The sequence below is a fragment of the Streptomyces sp. JH14 genome (assembly GCF_029428675.1).
In the GTDB taxonomy this organism is placed as follows: Bacteria; Actinomycetota; Actinomycetes; order Streptomycetales; family Streptomycetaceae; genus Streptomyces.
On the sequence record NZ_JAJNEL010000001.1, the window covers coordinates 2,512,673 to 2,530,931 of the forward strand.

13 protein-coding genes and 1 tRNA gene are annotated in these 18,259 nt (G+C 70.1%); 1 reads left to right on the forward strand and 13 read right to left on the reverse strand.

Features of this window, described 5'->3' with window-relative positions; all coding sequences use genetic code 11:
- Positions 1–72: 72 nt before the first annotated feature.
- From LRD69_RS11290 to LRD69_RS11305, 4 genes are all read right to left on the reverse strand, one after another.
- Positions 73–861, reverse strand: coding sequence for a S16 family serine protease (locus LRD69_RS11290; RefSeq protein ID WP_277326442.1), 789 nt, complete (start codon positions 859–861; stop codon positions 73–75).
- 133 nt (positions 862–994) lie between these two features.
- A complete protein-coding gene (locus LRD69_RS11295; protein WP_277326443.1) occupies positions 995–1,636 on the reverse strand; it encodes a helix-turn-helix domain-containing protein in 642 nt (213 codons plus the stop codon).
- A 550-nt stretch (positions 1,637–2,186) separates the two neighbouring features.
- Positions 2,187–3,968, reverse strand: coding sequence for a DEAD/DEAH box helicase (locus LRD69_RS11300; protein ID WP_277326444.1), 1,782 nt, complete (start codon positions 3,966–3,968; stop codon positions 2,187–2,189).
- A gap of 296 nt (positions 3,969–4,264) precedes the next feature.
- Positions 4,265–5,728 (reverse strand): MFS transporter, encoded by a 1,464-nt coding sequence (locus LRD69_RS11305; protein ID WP_277326445.1) that lies wholly within the window; start codon positions 5,726–5,728, stop codon positions 4,265–4,267.
- A 195-nt stretch (positions 5,729–5,923) separates the two neighbouring features.
- Between LRD69_RS11305 and LRD69_RS11310 the strand changes: the two genes are divergently transcribed.
- Positions 5,924–5,995, forward strand: a tRNA-Cys gene (locus LRD69_RS11310).
- A gap of 184 nt (positions 5,996–6,179) precedes the next feature.
- Here LRD69_RS11310 and LRD69_RS11315 read toward each other — a convergent pair.
- From LRD69_RS11315 to LRD69_RS11355, 9 genes are all read right to left on the reverse strand, one after another.
- Positions 6,180–6,842, reverse strand: coding sequence for a hypothetical protein (locus LRD69_RS11315; RefSeq protein ID WP_277326446.1), 663 nt, complete (start codon positions 6,840–6,842; stop codon positions 6,180–6,182).
- A 39-nt stretch (positions 6,843–6,881) separates the two neighbouring features.
- Positions 6,882–9,242: a hypothetical protein gene (locus tag LRD69_RS11320; protein WP_277326447.1), complete on the reverse strand. Its 2,361-nt coding sequence runs from the start codon at positions 9,240–9,242 to the stop codon at positions 6,882–6,884.
- Positions 9,243–9,256: 14 nt separating this feature from the next.
- The gene (locus tag LRD69_RS11325; protein WP_277326448.1) at positions 9,257–9,691 is read right to left on the reverse strand and encodes a hypothetical protein; all 435 of its coding nucleotides are present in this window, start codon (positions 9,689–9,691) and stop codon (positions 9,257–9,259) included.
- A gap of 187 nt (positions 9,692–9,878) precedes the next feature.
- Positions 9,879–11,258: a type VII secretion-associated serine protease mycosin gene (mycP, locus tag LRD69_RS11330; RefSeq protein WP_277326449.1), complete on the reverse strand. Its 1,380-nt coding sequence runs from the start codon at positions 11,256–11,258 to the stop codon at positions 9,879–9,881.
- Positions 11,259–11,285: 27 nt separating this feature from the next.
- Positions 11,286–12,731 carry a hypothetical protein gene (locus LRD69_RS11335; protein ID WP_277326450.1) on the reverse strand — a complete coding sequence of 482 codons (1,446 nt, stop codon included), beginning with the start codon at positions 12,729–12,731 and terminating at the stop codon, positions 11,286–11,288.
- Between the two features lie 54 nt (positions 12,732–12,785).
- Positions 12,786–13,331, reverse strand: coding sequence for a hypothetical protein (locus tag LRD69_RS11340; protein ID WP_277326451.1), 546 nt, complete (start codon positions 13,329–13,331; stop codon positions 12,786–12,788).
- Positions 13,332–13,429: 98 nt separating this feature from the next.
- The gene (locus LRD69_RS11345; protein ID WP_277326452.1) at positions 13,430–15,769 is read right to left on the reverse strand and encodes a molybdopterin cofactor-binding domain-containing protein; all 2,340 of its coding nucleotides are present in this window, start codon (positions 15,767–15,769) and stop codon (positions 13,430–13,432) included.
- A complete protein-coding gene (locus LRD69_RS11350; protein WP_277326453.1) occupies positions 15,766–17,253 on the reverse strand; it encodes a 2Fe-2S iron-sulfur cluster-binding protein in 1,488 nt (495 codons plus the stop codon). The genes LRD69_RS11345 and LRD69_RS11350 overlap by 4 nt, the downstream gene beginning before the upstream one ends.
- Complete coding sequence (locus tag LRD69_RS11355; RefSeq protein WP_277326454.1) at positions 17,250–18,146, reverse strand: FAD binding domain-containing protein; 897 nt, start codon at positions 18,144–18,146, stop codon at positions 17,250–17,252. The genes LRD69_RS11350 and LRD69_RS11355 overlap by 4 nt, the downstream gene beginning before the upstream one ends.
- Positions 18,147–18,259: the final 113 nt, after the last annotated feature.

Consider the following 18,259-nt stretch of genomic DNA (forward strand, 5'->3'; position numbering starts at 1 on the left):
CCGGCATGGCCGAGCACCTCCGGCACCGTCGCCGTCGGACGGTGCGGGCGGTCCGGCCGTGTGCCTCCGGCGTCAGCAGCTCGGGACCTTGTGGCCCTGTTCCAGTGCCTTCAGCGAGGACACCGCATTCGCCAGCGTGGTGACGGGGATGAGCTTGAGCCCCTTGGGGAGTTCGGCGCCCGCCTCCCTGCACTCGGCCTTGGGGACGAGGAAGACGGTCGCCCCGTCACGCTTGGCGGCCTGGGTCTTCAGCGAGACCCCGCCGACCGCGCCGACATTGCCGTTCGCCTCGATCGTGCCGGTGCCGGCGACGGTGCGGCCGCCGGTGAGATCTCCGCCGGAGCCGTCGCCGTCGAGCTTGTCGACGATGCCGAGTGCGAAGAACAGGCCGGCACTGGGCCCGCCCACATCGGCGAGACGCAAGGTCACGTCCACCGAGCCGGGGGCCTTGCCGAGGTACTTCATGGCCGCGTCGACGGCGGAGTTCTGCGACTCCCGCATGTCCTCGAGGTTGTGCTTCTCGATCTCCTTCTCGGAGCCGCCGGTCGGGTAGACCGAATCGCGCGGCAGCACCGCACGGTCCGTCCGGAACCAGCTGTCGATCACATCGCCCATCCCGACATCGGCGGTCGGCCCGGTCGCGATGATCGTCGTCATCCGCAGCTCTCCGCTGGTGGACCGGGCCGGCGCGCCCTCGATGCTGATCACGGGCGTGCCGCGGACGTCCCCGAGCACGTTCGCGGTCGTGCCGGGCTGCGCCAGCGTGAACGGCAGCGGTGCGAAGGCGGCGACCCCGAACAGCGCGACGACGGGCAGGGCGCAGAGGGCGAGGGCGCGGGGGCGCGAGAGGCGAGTGAGCACCCGCCCAATCTAACCGCCGGGGGCGGAGGGCGGGTGCGGCCGCCCCCGGCCCGCACGGCGCACGTGGACGCCGGACCCGGACCGTCCGGCGTCCGAGGACGCAAGGGTCACCGGACGGGAACGGCCCCCGTCACTACCGCAGCGCGTCCGCCACCTCGCGGGCCGCGTCGACGACCCGCGGGCCGACCCGTTCCGGTACGGCGTCCGCGAGCATCACCACACCCACGCTCCCCTCGACCCCCGTCACACCCATCAACGCCGCCGCCGCGCCGCTCGCACCCGCTTCGAGTTCGCCGTGGGTGAGGGTGAAGGCGGGTTCGGCCACCGGCTTCGCGCGGGCCGCGAGGATCGCCCGGCCCGCCGCGCCGCGGTCGAGCGGATGGCGGAAGCCGGCCCGATAGGCCACGTGGTAGTCGGTCCAGCTCGGTTCGACGACCGCGACCGCCAGTGCGTCGGTGCCGTCGACCAGAGTGAGGTGGGCAGTGGCCCCGATGTCCTCGGCGAGGGAACGCAGCGCGGGCAGCGCGGCCTCCCGTACGAGCGGATGCACCTGGCGGCCCAGGCGCAGCACGCCCAGACCCACCCTGGCTCGGCCGCCCAAGTCGCGTCGTACCAGGGCGTGTTGCTCCAAGGTGGCGAGCAGTCGGTAGACCACCGTGCGGTTGACGCCGAGTTTGTTGGACAGCTCGGTGACGGTCAGCCCGTGATCGGTATCGGCAAGCAGCTTGAGGACGCGCAGTCCCCTGTCGAGCGTCTGGGAGGTCTCCGCGGTCACGACGCCCTCTCCTCTTCGGTGGGTGGCGGCACCCTCACCGTGTGCGACGCCGGTCCCACGGCGACGCACGGAGAGGCCGCCGGCGGCCAAGGCACCGGCTGCGCTCCGCGGCGGCGCTGCCACGGGGCGTTCACATTTTTGGGACAGTAGCGAGCCAGTCCGCTCAGCGGAAGACCTCGTCCAGAATCCGGGCGTTCGCGGAAACGGGGTGCGGCCGCGGGCACATAAGCGCCGGTCAGCGGGGCGCAGCTGGAATCCCGGCGATCTACGCGCGTCCAGGTCGGCCGACGCCTCCGCGACGCTCCGTGCACGCAAGTGAACCATCGTTAACTCACCGTGAACGCATGTCGCACAATTTTTTTCGCCCACCGGCACCGCACCGCCCGGGATCGCACCCATCGTCGGGTCTCCGCGCGGAGGACGGCGCTCCGGCGCCGGTCCCTATCCCCACGGGCACGTACGACGCCGGCCCGGGACGGAGACTCCCGTCCCGGGCCGGCACCCGTCACTCCACGGCCCTCAGGACCTCACGGCCCGGGGCCCCACGGCCTCACGCCATCCGCGTGGCCCACTCCTGCACCTTCTTGATCCGCTGCTGGATCTGCCCGGCCGTGGCCTCCGCGCTCGGCGGACCGCCGCAGACCCGCCGCAGCTCGGTGTGGATCACGCCGTGCGGCTTGCCGCTCTGGTGCGTGTACGCCGACACCATCGTGTTGAGCTGCTTGCGCAGCCCCAGCAGCTGCTTGTGCGTGACCACCGGCCGGGCCTCGGCCGGCTTCTCCAGCAGGTCGGCCTCCCCGGCCGGCTTCTGCCTGCTGTGCGCGATCTGCCGGGTCTGCCGCTTCTGGAGCAGCAGCTGCACCTGGTCGGGTTCGAGCAGCCCGGGGATGCCCAGGTAGTCCTGCTCCTCCTCGCTGCCCGGGTGTGCCTGCATACCGAACTCGGCGCCGTCGTACAGCACCCGGTCGAAGACCGCGTCGGACTCCAGCGCCTCGAAGGGCAGCTGCTCCTCGGTCTCCTCGTCCTCCAGCCGCTCCGCGTCGGCGAGGAGCTTGTCCTCCTCGGAGAACGGGTTCTCCTCGTCGCTGCCCTTCTTGGGCTTGTCGAGGACGTGGTCCCGCTCGACCTCCATCTCGTGGGCGAAGTCGAGGAGCATCGGGATGGTCGGCACGAAGACGGAGGCGGTCTCGCCGCGCCTGCGCGACCGCACGAAACGTCCGACGGCCTGGGCGAAGAAGAGCGGGGTCGAGATGGTGGTGGCGTACACACCGACCGCGAGGCGCGGCACGTCGACGCCCTCCGACACCATGCGGACCGCGACCATCCAGCGCGAGTCGTCCTCGCTGAACTTGTCGATCTTCTTCGACGCGGCCTTCTCGTCGGAGAGGACCACGGTCGCCTTCTCGCCGGTGACCCTCTTGAGGATCTTGGCGTACTCGCGGGCCGACTCCTGGTCGGTCGCGATGACGAGCCCGCCCGCGTCCGGAATGCCCTTGCGCACTTCGGTCAGCCGCTTGTCGGCAGCCGCGAGGACGTTCGGGATCCAGTCGCCGGTGGGCGACAGCGCGGTCCGCCAGGCCTGCCCGATGGCGTCCTTGGTCATCGGTTCGCCGAGCCGGGCGGCGATCTCGTCACCGGCCTTGGTGCGCCAGCGCATGTTGCCGCTGTAGCTGAGGAAGATCACGGGGCGGACGACGCCGTCGGCGAGGGCGTTCCCGTACCCGTACGTATAGTCGGCCGAGGACCGCCGGATCCCGTCGTTCCCCTCCTCGTACACGACGAACGGGATCGGGTTCGTGTCGGACCGGAACGGCGTACCGGTGAGCGCGAGCCGCCGGGTCGCCGGGTCGAACGCCTCCTGGCAGGCCTCGCCCCAGGACTTCGAGTCACCGGCGTGGTGGATCTCGTCGAGGATCACCAGGGTCTTGCGCTGCTCGCACCGGTTGCGGTGCAGCATCGGACGGACACCGACACCGGCGTACGTCACCGCGACCCCGTGGTACTCCTTGCTCACGGGCCCCGCGCTGTACTCGGGGTCGAGCTTGATCCCTATCCGGGCGGCCGCCTCCGCCCACTGCTTCTTCAGATGCTCGGTCGGCGCGACGACGGTGATCTGCTGCACGACATGGTGGTGCAGCAGCCATGACGCGAGGGTCAGCGCGAAGGTGGTCTTCCCTGCGCCGGGCGTGGCGACTGCGAGAAAGTCACGCGGCTGCTCCTGGATGTACTTCTCCATGGCGCCCTGCTGCCAAGCTCGCAGCTTCCCGGCCGTGCCCCAGGGGGCGCGGCCGGGAAAGGCGGGTGAGAGGTGGTGGGAGGCGGTAGTAGTCACGGTCTCCGGTTCGGGGCTCTCGGGTACGTGGGGCGCTGTCCGCACGGGCCGGAACGGACTCGTGCGCGATACGACAACCGGGCCACCCTACCGGGGGCCCGGCTGGAACCCCGTATGAACGAACCGTGGTTCGGGACCACTGAGACCGTCTTCACAGGGAACGTCCACCCGGCGAACCCGGGCGGCCGCTCCACGATCTCGGGATGTCCCGTACCCACCTGGCGCGCGCGTCCAGCACGCACCGCTCGGCTTCGTCCGCATCGAAGTCGGCGTCCAGCGGATGCCCGGACCAGCCCTTAGGGCTTGATCCGCACGCGCCCCGCGACCCACGCCCCCACCAGCGCCACCCCGGCCATCGGCAGGAACACCACGGCGAACGCCCCCGGATGCGCCCCGGACGCCCCGGTCTCCACGGCCTCGTGCACGGCCCCCACCGCACCGCCGCCGAGCGCGGCGAACGCCGCACCCCCCGCCGCGAGGAGCAGCACATTCGAGAGCCCGTCGGAAATCTGCAGCGCGGCGGAGTTGGCCCCCGCCTCCTCCGGCGCCGACAGCTTCAGCAGCAGCACGCTCGTCGAGGCGATCACCATGCCCATGCCGAAGCACCCGACGGCCCAGGCGACGGCCACCGTCCACACCGGTACCGCCGCGATCAGCACCGAGGGCGCTCCCGCGATGGCCGCGGCGACCAGCACCATGCCGCCGACCATGAGCCGCTCCCGGTGGGGCTCGAGGCGCGGCCGGGCCTGGACGTACGAACCGAGCGCCCAGGTCCCGCCCCCGGCGGCGAGCGACAGCCCGGCCATGGTCGGGGACAGCCCGCGCTGCGTCACCAGCATCAGCGGTACGAAGGACTCGGCGGCGATGAACGAACCGGCGGCGACCCCGCGCAGCAGCACCACCGACGGCAGCCCGCGTGCCGCCCGCCCGGTGCCCGCAGGCAGCAGCCCCCGTACGGCGGGAACGAGGAGGGCGACACCCGCGGCGGCCGGAACCAGCGCCCACCAGTTCCGCTCCTGCCCCGCGTACTGCAGCAGTCCGGCCCCCACCGAAATGCCGAGCGCCAGCCCGATGCGCCGGCGGTCGTACGGTTCGACGGGTGCCGACGGATCGACGGGCCCGGACGCCATGCGCCGGATCGCGGGCAGCGCGAGGGCCAGCGGAAAGACCACCAGAACCGGAATCCCGACAAAGACCCAGCGCCACCCCAGATGCTCGGTCACGCTGCCGGAGGCGAGCGGCCCCACGACGGACGGGACGACCCAGCTCGCGGCGAAAGCAGCCATGATCGCCGGCCGGATCCGCTCCGGATAGGCCCGGCTGACCACCACGTACAACGCCACGATCACCAGCCCGCCCCCGAGCCCCTGCACCGCCCGCCCGGCAATGAACATCCACATGCTGCCCGCCGTCCCCGACAGCAGCAGCCCGGCTCCGAAAGCACCGATCCCGGCGGCGAGCGGCGCCAGCGGCCCGCGCCGGTCGGCCCACTGCCCGGAGAGCACCATGGCGAAGAGACTCGTCGTGAAGTACGCGGAGAAAGCGAAGGCGTACAACGGAATACCGTGCAGCTCACGGGCGGCGACCGGCATCGCGGTCCCGACGGCGGTCGCCTCGAAGGCGATGAGGAACACGACGGAGACGACGCCGATGCTGAGCGCCCGATAGGTCCGCCCGAGCACCCCTTCGGGCTCGGCGACGACGGGGGCGTCCACGGGGTGGGGCGAGACATCGGCGTCACGCGGTTCGAGGGGGGTCATGAGCCCAAGAGTAAGGGTCAAGATCCGCTTTGGCCCCTGTCGTGAGACGGTTGCGCGCTCGTCCCTTGGTCGTAGGACCGAGGTGCCGAGCATGAACGCGGTATGGCAGTCGCATTGCACCGCGGCCCGCACCCTTGAGCGCCCCCGCCGCCGCCCCTACGGTCGTCACATCGGCAAGAAGCGCACGAAGCACACGGCCGTGTGCCCGAGTGGTTCAGGGGCTCGACTGCAACTCGAGTTACACCGGTTCGAATCCGGTCACGGCCTCGCAGACGAAGCCGCCCGCCCCGGGAAAGTTCCGGGGCGGGCGGCTTTTCCTTGTCCGGGGCGCGGGCCAAGGCGTCCCGGACAGCGTCCTCCGCCGTGAACCCGTGCCGTGCGCCCCACTCCCTCGCCGGTGCCCTGGCCCTGCCACCGGTAGAAGTTCGTTTTGCCGGCAGTCCGGCCCGCGTCAGGTTCGGGGCTTCAGCACGGGCTTCTCGGGCAGCCCGCCGTTGTTCTCGCACTGCAGCTTCTTTGCCACGGCAACGGACGCGGCATGGATAACCGTGAGATTTACTTCACGGGAATCAGGCATGTTCTGCTCACGGTCCTTCGGTCGGCCAAAGTTTCCGATTATGCGCATCGGACGCTCCTTCGACCCCTTGAACTGAGGACTCACGCACTCGAAGTACAGAGAAGCAGACATGGGAGTCGCCTCGGACTGCTTCCCCATGGTGTAGAGCCGCCCGCCCGCCGGGAGACGCAGATCGCCCACGTCTTGCGGCGCATACATGGAAAATGCAATTCCTGCCCGGCTCGTTCTCCCACCACCCTCCGGGGAGAGTCGGCACAACGTGTCACCTCCGGCCCAGCGATGACCGGACTCGTACCCGGCCTTGAGTGCATCGACAACCCGGTCCATACCATCCGGATTGGTCCAGGCGAACGACGTCGCCCCCGTCACGGACTCGATCGTCTTCGCCAGAGGGCCTTTGAACAGGCCATCGCACACCTCCTCCGCACTGACGTAATCCGGCGTCTTCTCCTCGCCACCGCACCCAGTCGCCCCGACGCCGACAGCCATCACCAAGCCGGTGATGCACAGTGCCCGCCTCAACTGCCCCGCTCCCATACGCCTCACCTTCGGGCCTCGTCCTGCACCATTCCCCGCTCAGTCCCCGGTCTCTGGATCATTGCCCTGCTGGTCCTCACGATCGTTGCCCACCGCGTATCCAAGCCTCATCGACTCCTTCAAGTCCTGACGGAATGCGGCATCGGCAGCAGTCGTATGCCGCTCCAGGAACCCTTCCATGGGCGCCTCAGCCATGGACTCGCCGGAACGGAACACCCTGGTCTTCTCCTCACGGGTGAGTTCCTCGACCTTTTCCTTGTGCTCATCCACGGACTGGTCCGAGATATCCCCGATGAACTGACCGATGACATGCTCCACGGCTCCGCCGGCGGTATCACTGCCCAGCGTGATGAGCGTTGCCGCCGCCCCTGCGGCCGCGACCGGTGGCAGAAATGCGACCCCTGCGGCGACCCCCACACCGGCCCCGAACTCGATCCAGCCGGACCGTGCGGCCACGGCCTTCTCGTAGTCCTCTTGCATCTTCATGTGCGATGCCACGACTTGGTCCGCGCGGGACTGGTCGAGCATGCCCTGCACCTCGGCACCGGTGCTCACCACCGCCCGCGAACCACCGGTGTTGGGCACGCCGTTCGCATCCACTTGGTGCTCCAGCATGCTGGAGGTGTAGATCTGTTCGGCGTTGGAGACCGTGGCGTACGCATCCGGGTGCTGGCCCACGGTGCTGAGAAATTGACGCGCGACGTCTCTTCCGTTGTCCCTGATGCCGTCACTGTTCTCGGCGGAGAAGTCGAGATGCCCTCCCGGGTTCTTACCCGGAGCGAAGATGCTGCCCGGGTCGTTCTTGTCGAGGGACCAGTTGATGTCGTCGATATACCCGGCGCCCATGACCCCGAGGCTGTCGGCCATCGCCTCCTGCCGTTTGAGCAGACCTGCGTCCGAGCCGTACTTCTCCATGACGTCCCGCATGACAGTGGCGTTGTCCGCGTCCCGCACGACGCCGGCGTCCGGACTGTCGTACGGGTACCCGAGGGTCGCCGCCTCCAGTGCGTGCCCGAGCGCGTCCGGCATATAGCCGAGTGACCCCTCCTGCTCCTTCCGCTCGAGCGTGTCGACATCGCCGAAGGACTCCCACTTCTCGTTGCCGAAGAAGTCGAGGTAGTCATCAATGAGCTGGCCGTCCTTCTTCCCGAGATCGGCCGTCGCGCCCTTGTTGATCGTGCCGTCCTCGTTGTACGCGGTCGGCGGGTCGGTGAAGAAGTGCTTCGCCGCGTCCGGGCTGTGTCCGAGCGCCTCCAGCATGGAGGTGGTCGGGTCGTAGCCCGAGCCGTTCACACCCGACGGATTGAACGGGTTCTTGAACGGGCTGTTCACCATCTTGTTGCCGGCGAACATGTTCGGGTCCTTCTGGTGCAGCTGCGCCACGTGCTCGGCGATCGGGTCGAGGAACTTCGCGTCGTAGTTCCCGTACCGCATGATCCCGCCGAGCAGTTGGTAGCCGAACGGGCCACCGTAGTCGTGCTTGGCGAGGGGGATGCGCTCGGTACCGAGCTTGCGCAGCTCCGGTCCCCACTCAGCCGTGAAGTTCTTGTCCTGCGAGGCAGTGGCCAGGTTGAGACCGAGATTCTTCTGAAGGTCCTGGACGTCCTTCAGGCGCTCCTTGTCGACCTCGCCGTGCTTGTACGTGTCCGTCGACAACTGGCCGAAGAACGCGAGCGACTTCTTCGGGCCGAGGTTCTCGTAGAAGTCCTTCGAGAACTCCCGGGACTTGCTGTTGTCGTGCAGCAGTTCGTTGAGCGCCTGAAGCTCGGTGTGTGTGATGTCGCGGCCCTTGGCAGCGAGTGCGGCAGCCCGGGCCGCCTCCTCCTGGTCCAGGTTCGTGTACTTCGGTGCACTGAAGTCACGGCCCTCGGTGACGTTGGCCTCAAGGGCGTTCTTGAACGCGACGTCGGTGTCGTTGCAGTTGTCGACGATGAGGTCGATCTTCTTCTGCCATGCCTCGATCGTCTTCTTCTGCCGGCCCAGAAGTTCGAAGTAGTCGGGATCCTGGTTCGGTGAGATACCGGATTCTTCCAACGGGTACCGGGCTGTGACCTTCCCCTTGGTGTCGACATGGATCCCGGCCGCGGGCCCCTCGTCATCGCGGATGCCGATCAGGTCGTCCTTGGCCTTCTTGATGGCCGTGTGGGCGTCTTCGAGGATCTGCCTGACGCCCTTGGCCTCGGCTGCGGCGTCCTTGAACTCCTTGGCCGTCTTGCTGATGAACCCCTTGGTGACGCCCGCGTTGACGCCTTCCCATCCAGCCTTGTCAGCCTTGGCCTTCATGCCGTCATGAGCGTCCTCGGCCAGCCGGTCCAGCTTGGTGACCATCTCCGACCAGTCGTCAGCCGCCGCCTTGAGTTTGGCGACGGGTGCATCGACTATGTCCTCGAATGTGAGCATGCGTTCCCCCGCGGTTACTTCAGGTACTCGTTCAGCTTGGAGACAGAGATCAGATCGCCGCCGATCCGAACGTCGTCCTTCGCGTGCGCGGCCTTGGTGTAGTTGAGGTGATCCGAGATCTGTGCGCAGGCATCGAGGAGGGTCTTCAGGTGCGTGTTCCACCGGTCGTGGACCTTGAGCAGTGCCGATCCGCTGGCAAAATTGCCGTTGCTGAGCCCGATGGCCGCCTCGAAAGTGGCGGGCCGGGCGTGGTCCCCCTCCTTCGACACCCTGGTGTGCAAGTCGTACGCATCGTGTCCGACAGCACCCAGGTCGTCTTGGTTGACGCTCAGATCCGGATCACTCGGACCGCTTTGCCCCGTCTTGCCGTCACCGACGCCATTGAGTCGCATATCGACCCGTTGCGCGGACTCCGCGCGAAGCGCCGCCCATTCTGCATCGAACGTCACGCATTCCCCCGTACTCGATTTTCCGGCAACTGGTGGGCCCAGGCCCCGCTTTCCGTGTCCGCACACGCTATCCAGCCGGATTCATCCGCTACGCGGCGAGAGGTGCCCCCAGGGGCCCGGCAACTCCCCCCTCGCCGAACTCAGTCGGGCACCCGGGCGGGTCCATTGACGGCACTCACATGCGAACTCACACGTTCGGCCCCTGCCCGGGAGTTCCTCCGTACGGAGAGCTGGGGCCGGGAGCGCCTGGCGGGGAACCATAAGCCGGATATGACGGCTGCTGCTGATACGAGTGCGAGGGTCCATAGGGCTGCATCTCGGGCGCTCCGGCCTTGCGGCGGCGGGAGCGAACGGTCAGGGCAGCAATTACCGCACCGATGACGGCCGCCGCGCCAACGCCCAGGCCGAGCCAAAGGGTGGCACTGTTGGTCCCGTCGGCGGCTGCCGGGGTCGTGGCGGCCGGCTTCTTCTCGCGGGCCGCACCAGCGGATACGGTCGGCTCCTTGGAAGCCTCGGCAGGCGGCGAGGCGGCCTCCGCGAGATCCGGGAGCGGGTACACGTCGGCGGGGCCGGGGTCGCCCGGGGTCTTCAATGCGATGCGGGGACGGACGACGCCGTAACCGATGTAGTCGTTGCGCTTGGCTCCACTGGTCGGGCCACCGGCCGTGTTGAGCATGACCCGCAGGACCTGGTTGTTCGTCCAGTCCGGGTGCTTGGACCAGATGAGGGCGGCGGAGGCGGAGGCGAGGGCGGTGGCGTCGCTGGTGCCGTGGGATTCACAGAATCCCGTCGCTCCACCGCAAGCGTGAATCATCTCGTCACCGGGTGCGGAGAGATCCACTTGCGGTCCGTACTGGGACTCTTCGGTCTTGTGCAGGTTTTTGCCAATGGCTCCCACCCCGACCACTCCGGGCGTGCCGGCCGGGTACTCGACCAGGTTCGCCGCATCTCCGCTGTTGCCGGCGGATGCGAAGATGAGCGCGCCCTTCTTCCACGCGTACGCGACGGCCGCTGTCAGCTCATCCGATCCGGTCGTCACACCCTGGGAGATGTTGACGACCTTCGCCCCCTGGTCAACGGCATATCGGACAGCCCTGGAGGCGCCCTGATGGAACGCTTGATCAGCGGCGGCCTGATTTGCGGCCTTGGCGCCGTCCGGTAGCCGTATGGGAAGTATCTTCGCCCTGGGCGCAAGCCCGAAGGCTCCGTTCCCTCCAGCCGCCCTGCCTGTTCCTGCAATCAGGCCGGCCATCCCCGTGCCATGGCCGCTGTAGTCATCGAACTCGTCTCCTGGAAGCCTGTGTTCGAGATTCAATCCCTTGAGCACTTGACCCACGAGGTCCGGATTTTTCGCATCCACCCCGGTATCGATGATGGCGACAGTGATCCCGTCACCCGTGCTCGTCCTCCACATCTCTTCGGCCTTCATCGCATCGAGATACCACTGCTCCGAGCGTGCGGAACCTGCATAGGCAGGCGCGGATGCGGCTCCGAGCAGCAGGACTCCCAACGCGGCCGAGACCGCAGTTCGAAAACGAGTGACTCCCGCATGACCGCTGATACGCATCCGATTCTCCGCCGAATTCTTTGGTGTTCAGTCAACGACTGGAGGAACGACGCGTCGAGCTCCCTGCTGCCAGGTTTCCTCGTCCTCAGTGAGGTAGTCCGGTCGCTGTCCGCCTTCGCCGTCACGGGAATCACTGGGCCGCGATCCCGGAGAGACCCCACCACGCCCCATCGGGCCGGCGACGCGGGCCCCCTCTGCCGACGCGGCGCCCCGTACCAGACCGGAGCCGCCAGGCGTGAATGGGCGAGTGCTTGTGCCCCCCGCCTGCCGGCCGCGACCGCCGACAACACCACCAGGCTCCCCTGCCAGGCGGCGGCCACCGATGATGCCGTTCTGGCCGCCACCGGTACCACCCACGCCCGCACCATGTCCCATCGGTGCACGACCTCCCCGCATCCCCTCGCCCCCGGCCACAGTGCCCCGAGGCAAACCTCCCGTGGGACGCCCGGGACTCTGCGGAACAGGGCGGCCGCCGACGATCCCGCCTTCGGGCGACGGTCGGCCGACGATCCCGCTTCCCGGGCTGCGCCCTACCGGTGGACGGACGGACGGACGGGCCATGCCTGTCGGCCTGCCCAGGGTGTTGGCACCGGGTGAAGCCACCGGGCCACTCCCGGGCAGAACCGGAACGGCGGGAGTCGAGCCACCGTCTGCGCTGCCCCCGCCCGAAGCGCGAGGCAGGATCGTCGCCGGTGCCGACGGGGCATCAGTCAGTACGCCGGCTCCATCGATCGCCATGCCGACAGGCTGCGACGCGCCAGGTGTTACCGAAGGGGCGGAGACGCCCGGACTGCCCGGCAGGGCGGTCACGTCTTTCCCTGGATCGACGCCCTGTCTCTCCGTACCAGCCCCGTATGCGGTGCCGGCAGCCGCAGCGCCATTCCCGAATTCAGGTGTCGTTCCTTCGTTCCGGTTTCCGCGGCTCGGTGGTGCAATCGCCTCCGGCGGGGGCGGAAACACCGGTTTCTCCAGCACGTTCATCTGCGAGGACGAGAACTCGTACGACTGCGCCAGCTTCCGCATCTCCCTGGCCGCCTCGTCGCGGTTCGCCTGGTTGGTCGCGATCAGCGTTTCCGCCGACCTCTTCGCCACCGCCGACGCATCCGGGTCGTTGCGCGCAGCCAGGGCCGCGTCCAGGTCGGCCTGGGCGCCCGCGTGCGTACGCGGGATCGAGGCCTGGGCCGAGGCGATCGCGTCGGAGGCCCTCGCCAGCCACTGCGACGCCCCCTCACTGTAATCACCCAGGCGCAGCGTCGAGTTGGCCAGATCTGCGCTCCAGGTACGGAAGGCGTCGGCGCCCGCACCCTTCCACTCGACCCACTGGGGGCGGACCTTCAGATCCTCGGCGATCTTGCGGATCTCCGTCGCCGCACTCGCGAGGCGATCGGCTGCCCCCTGGATCTCCCCGCTCCTGGCCGCGTCCAGCCATTGCAGCATCCGCTCATGGGACATGTCATCGAAGTTCGTGCCCACGCCGCTGCGCCTCCCTATCCCGTCGTTCGCGTGCAGGGCAGGTCGCCCTCGGCATCAGAGGCCGTCCGCGCCGGACGTGTCCGCCTGCGGATCCGCGGGTGTGCCCGACTCCGCGGGCCGGCCGGTGCCCTGCTCCGCCCCGGCCTTCAGCGGGTCGTACGCGCCGCCGTAGTGTTCCTGCGCGTTGTTCTTGATCGCGAGCATGCGTTCGCGGATGTCCAGGTCGAGGTTCTCGTAGCCCTTGTGCGACGCGAGTACGGCGATACCCATGCCCTCTATGGAGTCGGACAGCAGTTTGGAGAGTTGCTCCAGCTCCTTGATGACCGTGCCGTACGCACCGTGCAGTTCGTCGGCCTCGTGCCACTCGCCCTGTGTACCGCCGCCGAACTGAGGGCGTGTCACCCGGTCCTCACCGAGCTTCCTGGAGTCGGCCGGTGATGCCTTGAGGTCGTCGAGGAGTTCGTCGATCCGGTTGCGGAACTTCGTGAACGACGAGAGCTCGGTGACCAGGTCACCGACCGCGTCCTGCGCGAAGTCGACGGCCGACGCGAACGGCCGTCCCGGCGTCGCCGTCGATCCCCCGGTGTCACTCGGCAGCACAGCGCCCTCCCCCGTATGCAGCTGGCCACAGCCTTGCGGATCACTCTAGTCAGCAGCGGTGACAGCGCGCATCTTCGGGTTGCATGTGCAACGTTGAATCAGCCAGTGGTCGGGGCTGCCACCGCCGCCTGCGGCCGGATCGGGAGACGGTTTATCGGGCGGCCCGTCGCTGCGCGTACGGCCGAGGCCACCGCTGCGGGGGACGTCACCACCGGGACCGCCGAGACGGGTTTGGCACCGAAGGGGGCTACCACGTCTCGTTCCTCGACCAGTTTGACGATGCGAATCTCCGGCGCGTCCAGGGCCGTCGGCAGGGCGTAGCCGGTGAGGTCCGGGTGGCGGATCACGCCGCGGGCCGTGCGGAGGTTCTCGGTCAGGGCGGTGCCGATGCCCTGGGTGACGCCCGCTTCGATACGGGCCGCCAGCTGGGACGGGTTCAGCACCCGGCCGACGTCCTGGGCGACGGCCATCTCCACCACGCGGACGGAGCCGAGTTCGATGTCGACGTCCACGACCGCGCGGACCGCGCAGAAGGCGAGGCCGACGAATGCGTCGCCCTGGCCGGACCCGTCGAGCGGCTCGGTGGGGTGGGGGCGGCACTGAGCGGTGGCCCAGAGTTCCTTGCCGTCCATCGCTTCGGTGACCGTGGTGGACAGCACCCCGTCGTACGAGGTGATCTTGCCGTTGGCGATCTGGAGCAGCTCCGTGGACATGCCGAACTTGTGGGCCAGCGGCTGGAGGAGCTGCGTACGGACCATCTTGGCGGCCCGTTCGACTGCGCCTGCGGAGACCCAGGTGTGGCGGCCGTGTGTCGCGGGGCCGGCCGGTGGCTGGTCGGTGTCGACCGCGGCCACGTGGACCTCTTCGATACCCAGCGTCTCCTGGACCACCTGGCGGGCCAGCGTCGAGAACCCCTGGCCGGTTTCGACCGCCGCGCAGATGACCGTGGCGACGCCGTCGTGGACCCGGACCGTGGCCGTGGAGACCTCGTCCGCGCCCTCGGCGCCGAGCATGTGGACCATGCCCAGCGCATAGCCGACGCCGCGGCGCACCGCGCCCGGTTCGCCCGCGCCCTCCGGGCCGCCGGGCAGCAGCCAGTCGTCCTCCGGGGAGTCCTTGGGAAGAGCGGGAAGCGGGAAGTCCCGTACTTCGCGCAGGAGTTCCGCGACCGGGGCGGGACACGTCACCGTCTGGCCGGTGGGGAGGATGTCGCCGGTGGAGAGGGAGTTGCGCAGGCGCAGTTCGGCCGGGTCGATGCCCAGCTTCGTCGCCAGTTTGTCCATCTGGCCCTCGTACGCGGCGCAGACCTGCATCGCGCCCTCGCCGCGCACATGGCCGGACGGCGGGTTGTTCGTACGGACCGCCCAGCCCTCGATGAAGGCGTGCGGGACCACGTACGGGCCGCAGGCGAAGGCCACCGCGGCGGCCAGGGACTCCGACGAGGCGTCGGCGTACGCGCCGGCGTCGAGCAGGATCTGGGCCTCGACCTTGACCAGCCGGCCCTCCGCGTCCGCGTGGTGGCGGTAGCGGAGCAGCGTCGGGTGGCGGTGGGCGTGGCCGAGGAAGGACTCCTCGCGGGTGGCGGCCAGTTTGACCGGGCAGCCGGTGCGCAGGGCGAGCAGGCCGAGCGGCAGCTGGAAGCCGGGGTCCTCGCGGTCCCCGGTCGCGCCGGGGACGCCGGTGACGACGATCTTCACCCGGTCGGGTTCCAGGCCGAAGCAGGCCGCGGCGAGGTCGCGGTCGGTGTGCGGGTCGGTGGAGGCGGTGTAGATCTCCACGCCGCCGTCGGGACGGGGGACGGCGAGTCCGGCCTCGGCTCCGATCGGGGCCGGGTCCTGGCGGCCGATCCGGTACAGCCCGTCGACGATGACCTCACCGGTGATGTCCGGGTCGCCGTAGCGCAGCGGGATGTGGCGGATCAGGTTGCCGTCCGGGTGCAGGGGCTCGGCCTCGAAGGCCTTCTCCGGGTCGGTGACCGGTTCGAGGACCTCGTACTCGACGACGATGGCCGCCGCGGCGAGGCGGGCCGTGTCGGGGTGGTCGGCGGCGACTGCGGCGATCGGTTCGCCGTGGTGGCGGACCAGGTCGGACGCGAAGACCGGGCGGTCGACGACGCGGCGGCCGTACGCACCGTCCCCGGGGACGTCCTCGTGCGTGACGACCGCGCGTACGCCCGACATCACGGCCGCGGCGGTGGTGTCGATGGACCGGATGCGGGCGTGCGGGTGCGGGGAACGCAGCACGGCCGCCCACAGCAGTCCCTCGGCCCAGAGGTCGGCCGCGTACGGGAAGGTGCCCTCGGTCTTGGCGCGGGCGTCGGCGGGCGGCAGCGATGCGCCGAGGCCGAACACGGGCGGCTCGGTGTCGGGGCCGTCGGCCGGCGGGGTGGTGAGTGCCGTGCGGGTCGCGTTGGCCGCGGTGGCTGCGTCGTTGCTCACGCCGTGCCTCCGTCCTGCAGATGTGGCTGGACACTACCGGCACCCGGCGCTGCCTGGTGCGGGATGCGGGCCTCCTCGGCATGCGCCTCCCCGGACGGGGAAGCGGGGCCCGGCACCGCGGCCGCTTCGGCGGCGGCCTCGCGGCTCGCGACGACCTCGTTGACGGCGTCGAGCACGCCCCGGTAGCCGGAGCAGCGGCAGAGGTTGCCGCAGAGCGCCTGGCGGGTCTCCAGCTCGCTCGGGGCGTGGTTGCCCTCCAGCAGGTCATGGACCGTCATGGCCATGCCCGGGATGCAGAAACCGCACTGGACGGCGCCGCACTTGGCCAGGGCCCGCTGGACGTCGGACGGCTCGCCGTCGACGGCCAGGCCCTCGACCGTACGGACCTCGCTGCCCGCCGCCGTGGCCGCGGGGACCAGACAGGAGGCGACGAGCCGGCCGTCGACCTGGACGTTGCAGGCGCCGCACTCGCCCTGCGAGCAGCCGTCCTTGGCGCCGGCGAGGCCGAGGCGCTCACGGAGCACGTAGAGCAGCGACTCGCCGATCCAGGCGTCGGTGACGGGGCGGTCGGCGCCGTTCACATGCAGGACGTAGGAAGCGGCGGGATGGTCGCTGGCCGTGTCGAGGGGCGGGGCCAGGGGCGGCGTGTCGGGACCGGAGATGTCCAGCGGGGCGGCGTCCTGGGACGCCGGGTCGGCCGACGCTCCGTCCGGGGTCGTGTCCGCGGACGTGGTCATGGCGGCGGGGACGTCGGCGTGCGTCCCGGCGTCGGGGGCGGTGACCGGTGCGGGGTCCGCGGCCGCGTCCTGCTGCACGTCGACGCGCGTGGACTCGGCGGCCGAGCCCTGGGTGATGTCCGTACCGGACGCCGGAGTCTCCGCAGCCGGCTCGGCGACCGGCTGAGCCTCCGGCTGCGTGGCCCACGGCGCGGGCGCGCCGCCCGGCAGCGTGGCCGGCGGCGTCCGGTCTCCGTACCACTCGGCGGCCAGGGCCGACGTCGCGAACTCGCCGGACTCTTCCGGAAGGTCGCCTTCCGCGACCGGGATCGTCCACTGACCGGTGTGGCCCGGGGTCTCGGCGGCCGTCGCCTCGGGGAAGTGCCACTGGCCCGTGGCGGCACTCGTCTCACCCTGCTGCGGGTACGTGTGCTGCTGGTTCGGCTCCGGCCAGTGCACGGCGTCCGGCGCCTGCTGCTCCGCGGCCGGCTCCTGGCGGCTCGGCGTCTGGACGATCCAGCTGCCCGTCGCCGCCGGGTCGAGTCCGGCCGCAGGGGTCAGCGGCAGGATCATCGGCGGTACGTAGCCCTGGCCGGGGGCGGCCAGCGGAATGTTCGCCAGATCCTCCGGCGGCAGCTGGACGAAGGCGGTCGCCTCGGCGTCGTACTCGCCGCCCTGCGGGGTCGGCTGCCAGCCCCCGTGCTGCCCGGTGTGGTCCTCGTTGCCTTCGTTGCTGTTGGTGTTGCGGTTGCGGTTGCGGTTGCTCACGACAGTGCCCTCCCCAGCGCGCGTCGGGCGAGCGCGGCGACCGTGCGCCGCAGATGGAGTACGGCGGCGGGCAGCGGTGGCGCCTCGCCCCCGTCGGCGGGCGGCGCCTGGTCCGGAATGCACGCCGCGGCGACGTACTCGCCGAATGCCGCCAGTGCGTCGGGCGCCAGGCCCCGCTCGCCGTCCCAGTCGATCAGCGAGGCGATCCAGCGCTCGGCCTCCAGCGGGCGCAGCGGCATGGGCGCGATGGCGCCGACCGCGCAGCGCACCCCGCGCCGGGCCGGGTCGAGAACGATCGCGACGGACGCGGTGGCGCGGCCGGGGCCGGTGCGGCCGGTCGCCTTCAGGAAGACCTGGGGGGCGTGCAGCAGCGGTACGCGGACGAAGCCGATCAGCTCCGCGGGTTCGAGCATCTCGCGGCCGGCCAGCAGGTGCGAGACGGGGATCTCCCGGCGGGCGCCGCCAGGACCCGCGATGACGAGCTCGGCCTCCAGGGCGGCGAGCACCGGCAGGCAGTCGCCGGTCGGGGCGGCGGTCACGATGTTGCCGCCGAGCGTTCCGGCGTTGCGGATCTGGGGCGGGCCGGCGGCGCGTGCGGACGCGGCCAGGGCGGGGATCAGGGCGGCGAAGTCGGGCCTGCCCATGCGTGCATGGGTGAGTCCGGTGCCGAGCAGGGCGTGGCCGTCCTGGTAGTGCCAGCCGCGGAGCTCGCTGATCCGGCCGAGGCCGACCAGTCCGGAGGGGCGCAGCTGACCCTTGTTGACGGCCGACATCAGGTCCGTGCCACCGGCCACGGGGACGGCGGCGGGCATGGCGCCGAGTGCCGCCACGGCCTCGTCGAGCGAGGCGGGCAGCGTCACGTACTGCGTCGCCTGCGGTGCGTGCGTGGTCAACCCAGCTGCCCCTTCCCGGTGTCCCGGCGTCCCGCTTGTTTCGCCGTACGGTACGTGCTCAAAGCCCGGACGTGGCAACTCTGGCACATCTTCCGATCGGACCGAGGCGAGGG

Coding starts and splice junctions, on each gene's coding strand:
- mycP (WP_277326449.1), bottom strand. CDS start 11,258: ATGCGTATCAGCGGTCATGCGGGAGTCACTCGTTTTCGAACTGCGGTC.
- LRD69_RS11305 (WP_277326445.1), bottom strand. CDS start 5,728: ATGACCCCCCTCGAACCGCGTGACGCCGATGTCTCGCCCCACCCCGTG.
- LRD69_RS11315 (WP_277326446.1), bottom strand. CDS start 6,842: ATGGGAGCGGGGCAGTTGAGGCGGGCACTGTGCATCACCGGCTTGGTG.
- LRD69_RS11320 (WP_277326447.1), bottom strand. CDS start 9,242: ATGCTCACATTCGAGGACATAGTCGATGCACCCGTCGCCAAACTCAAG.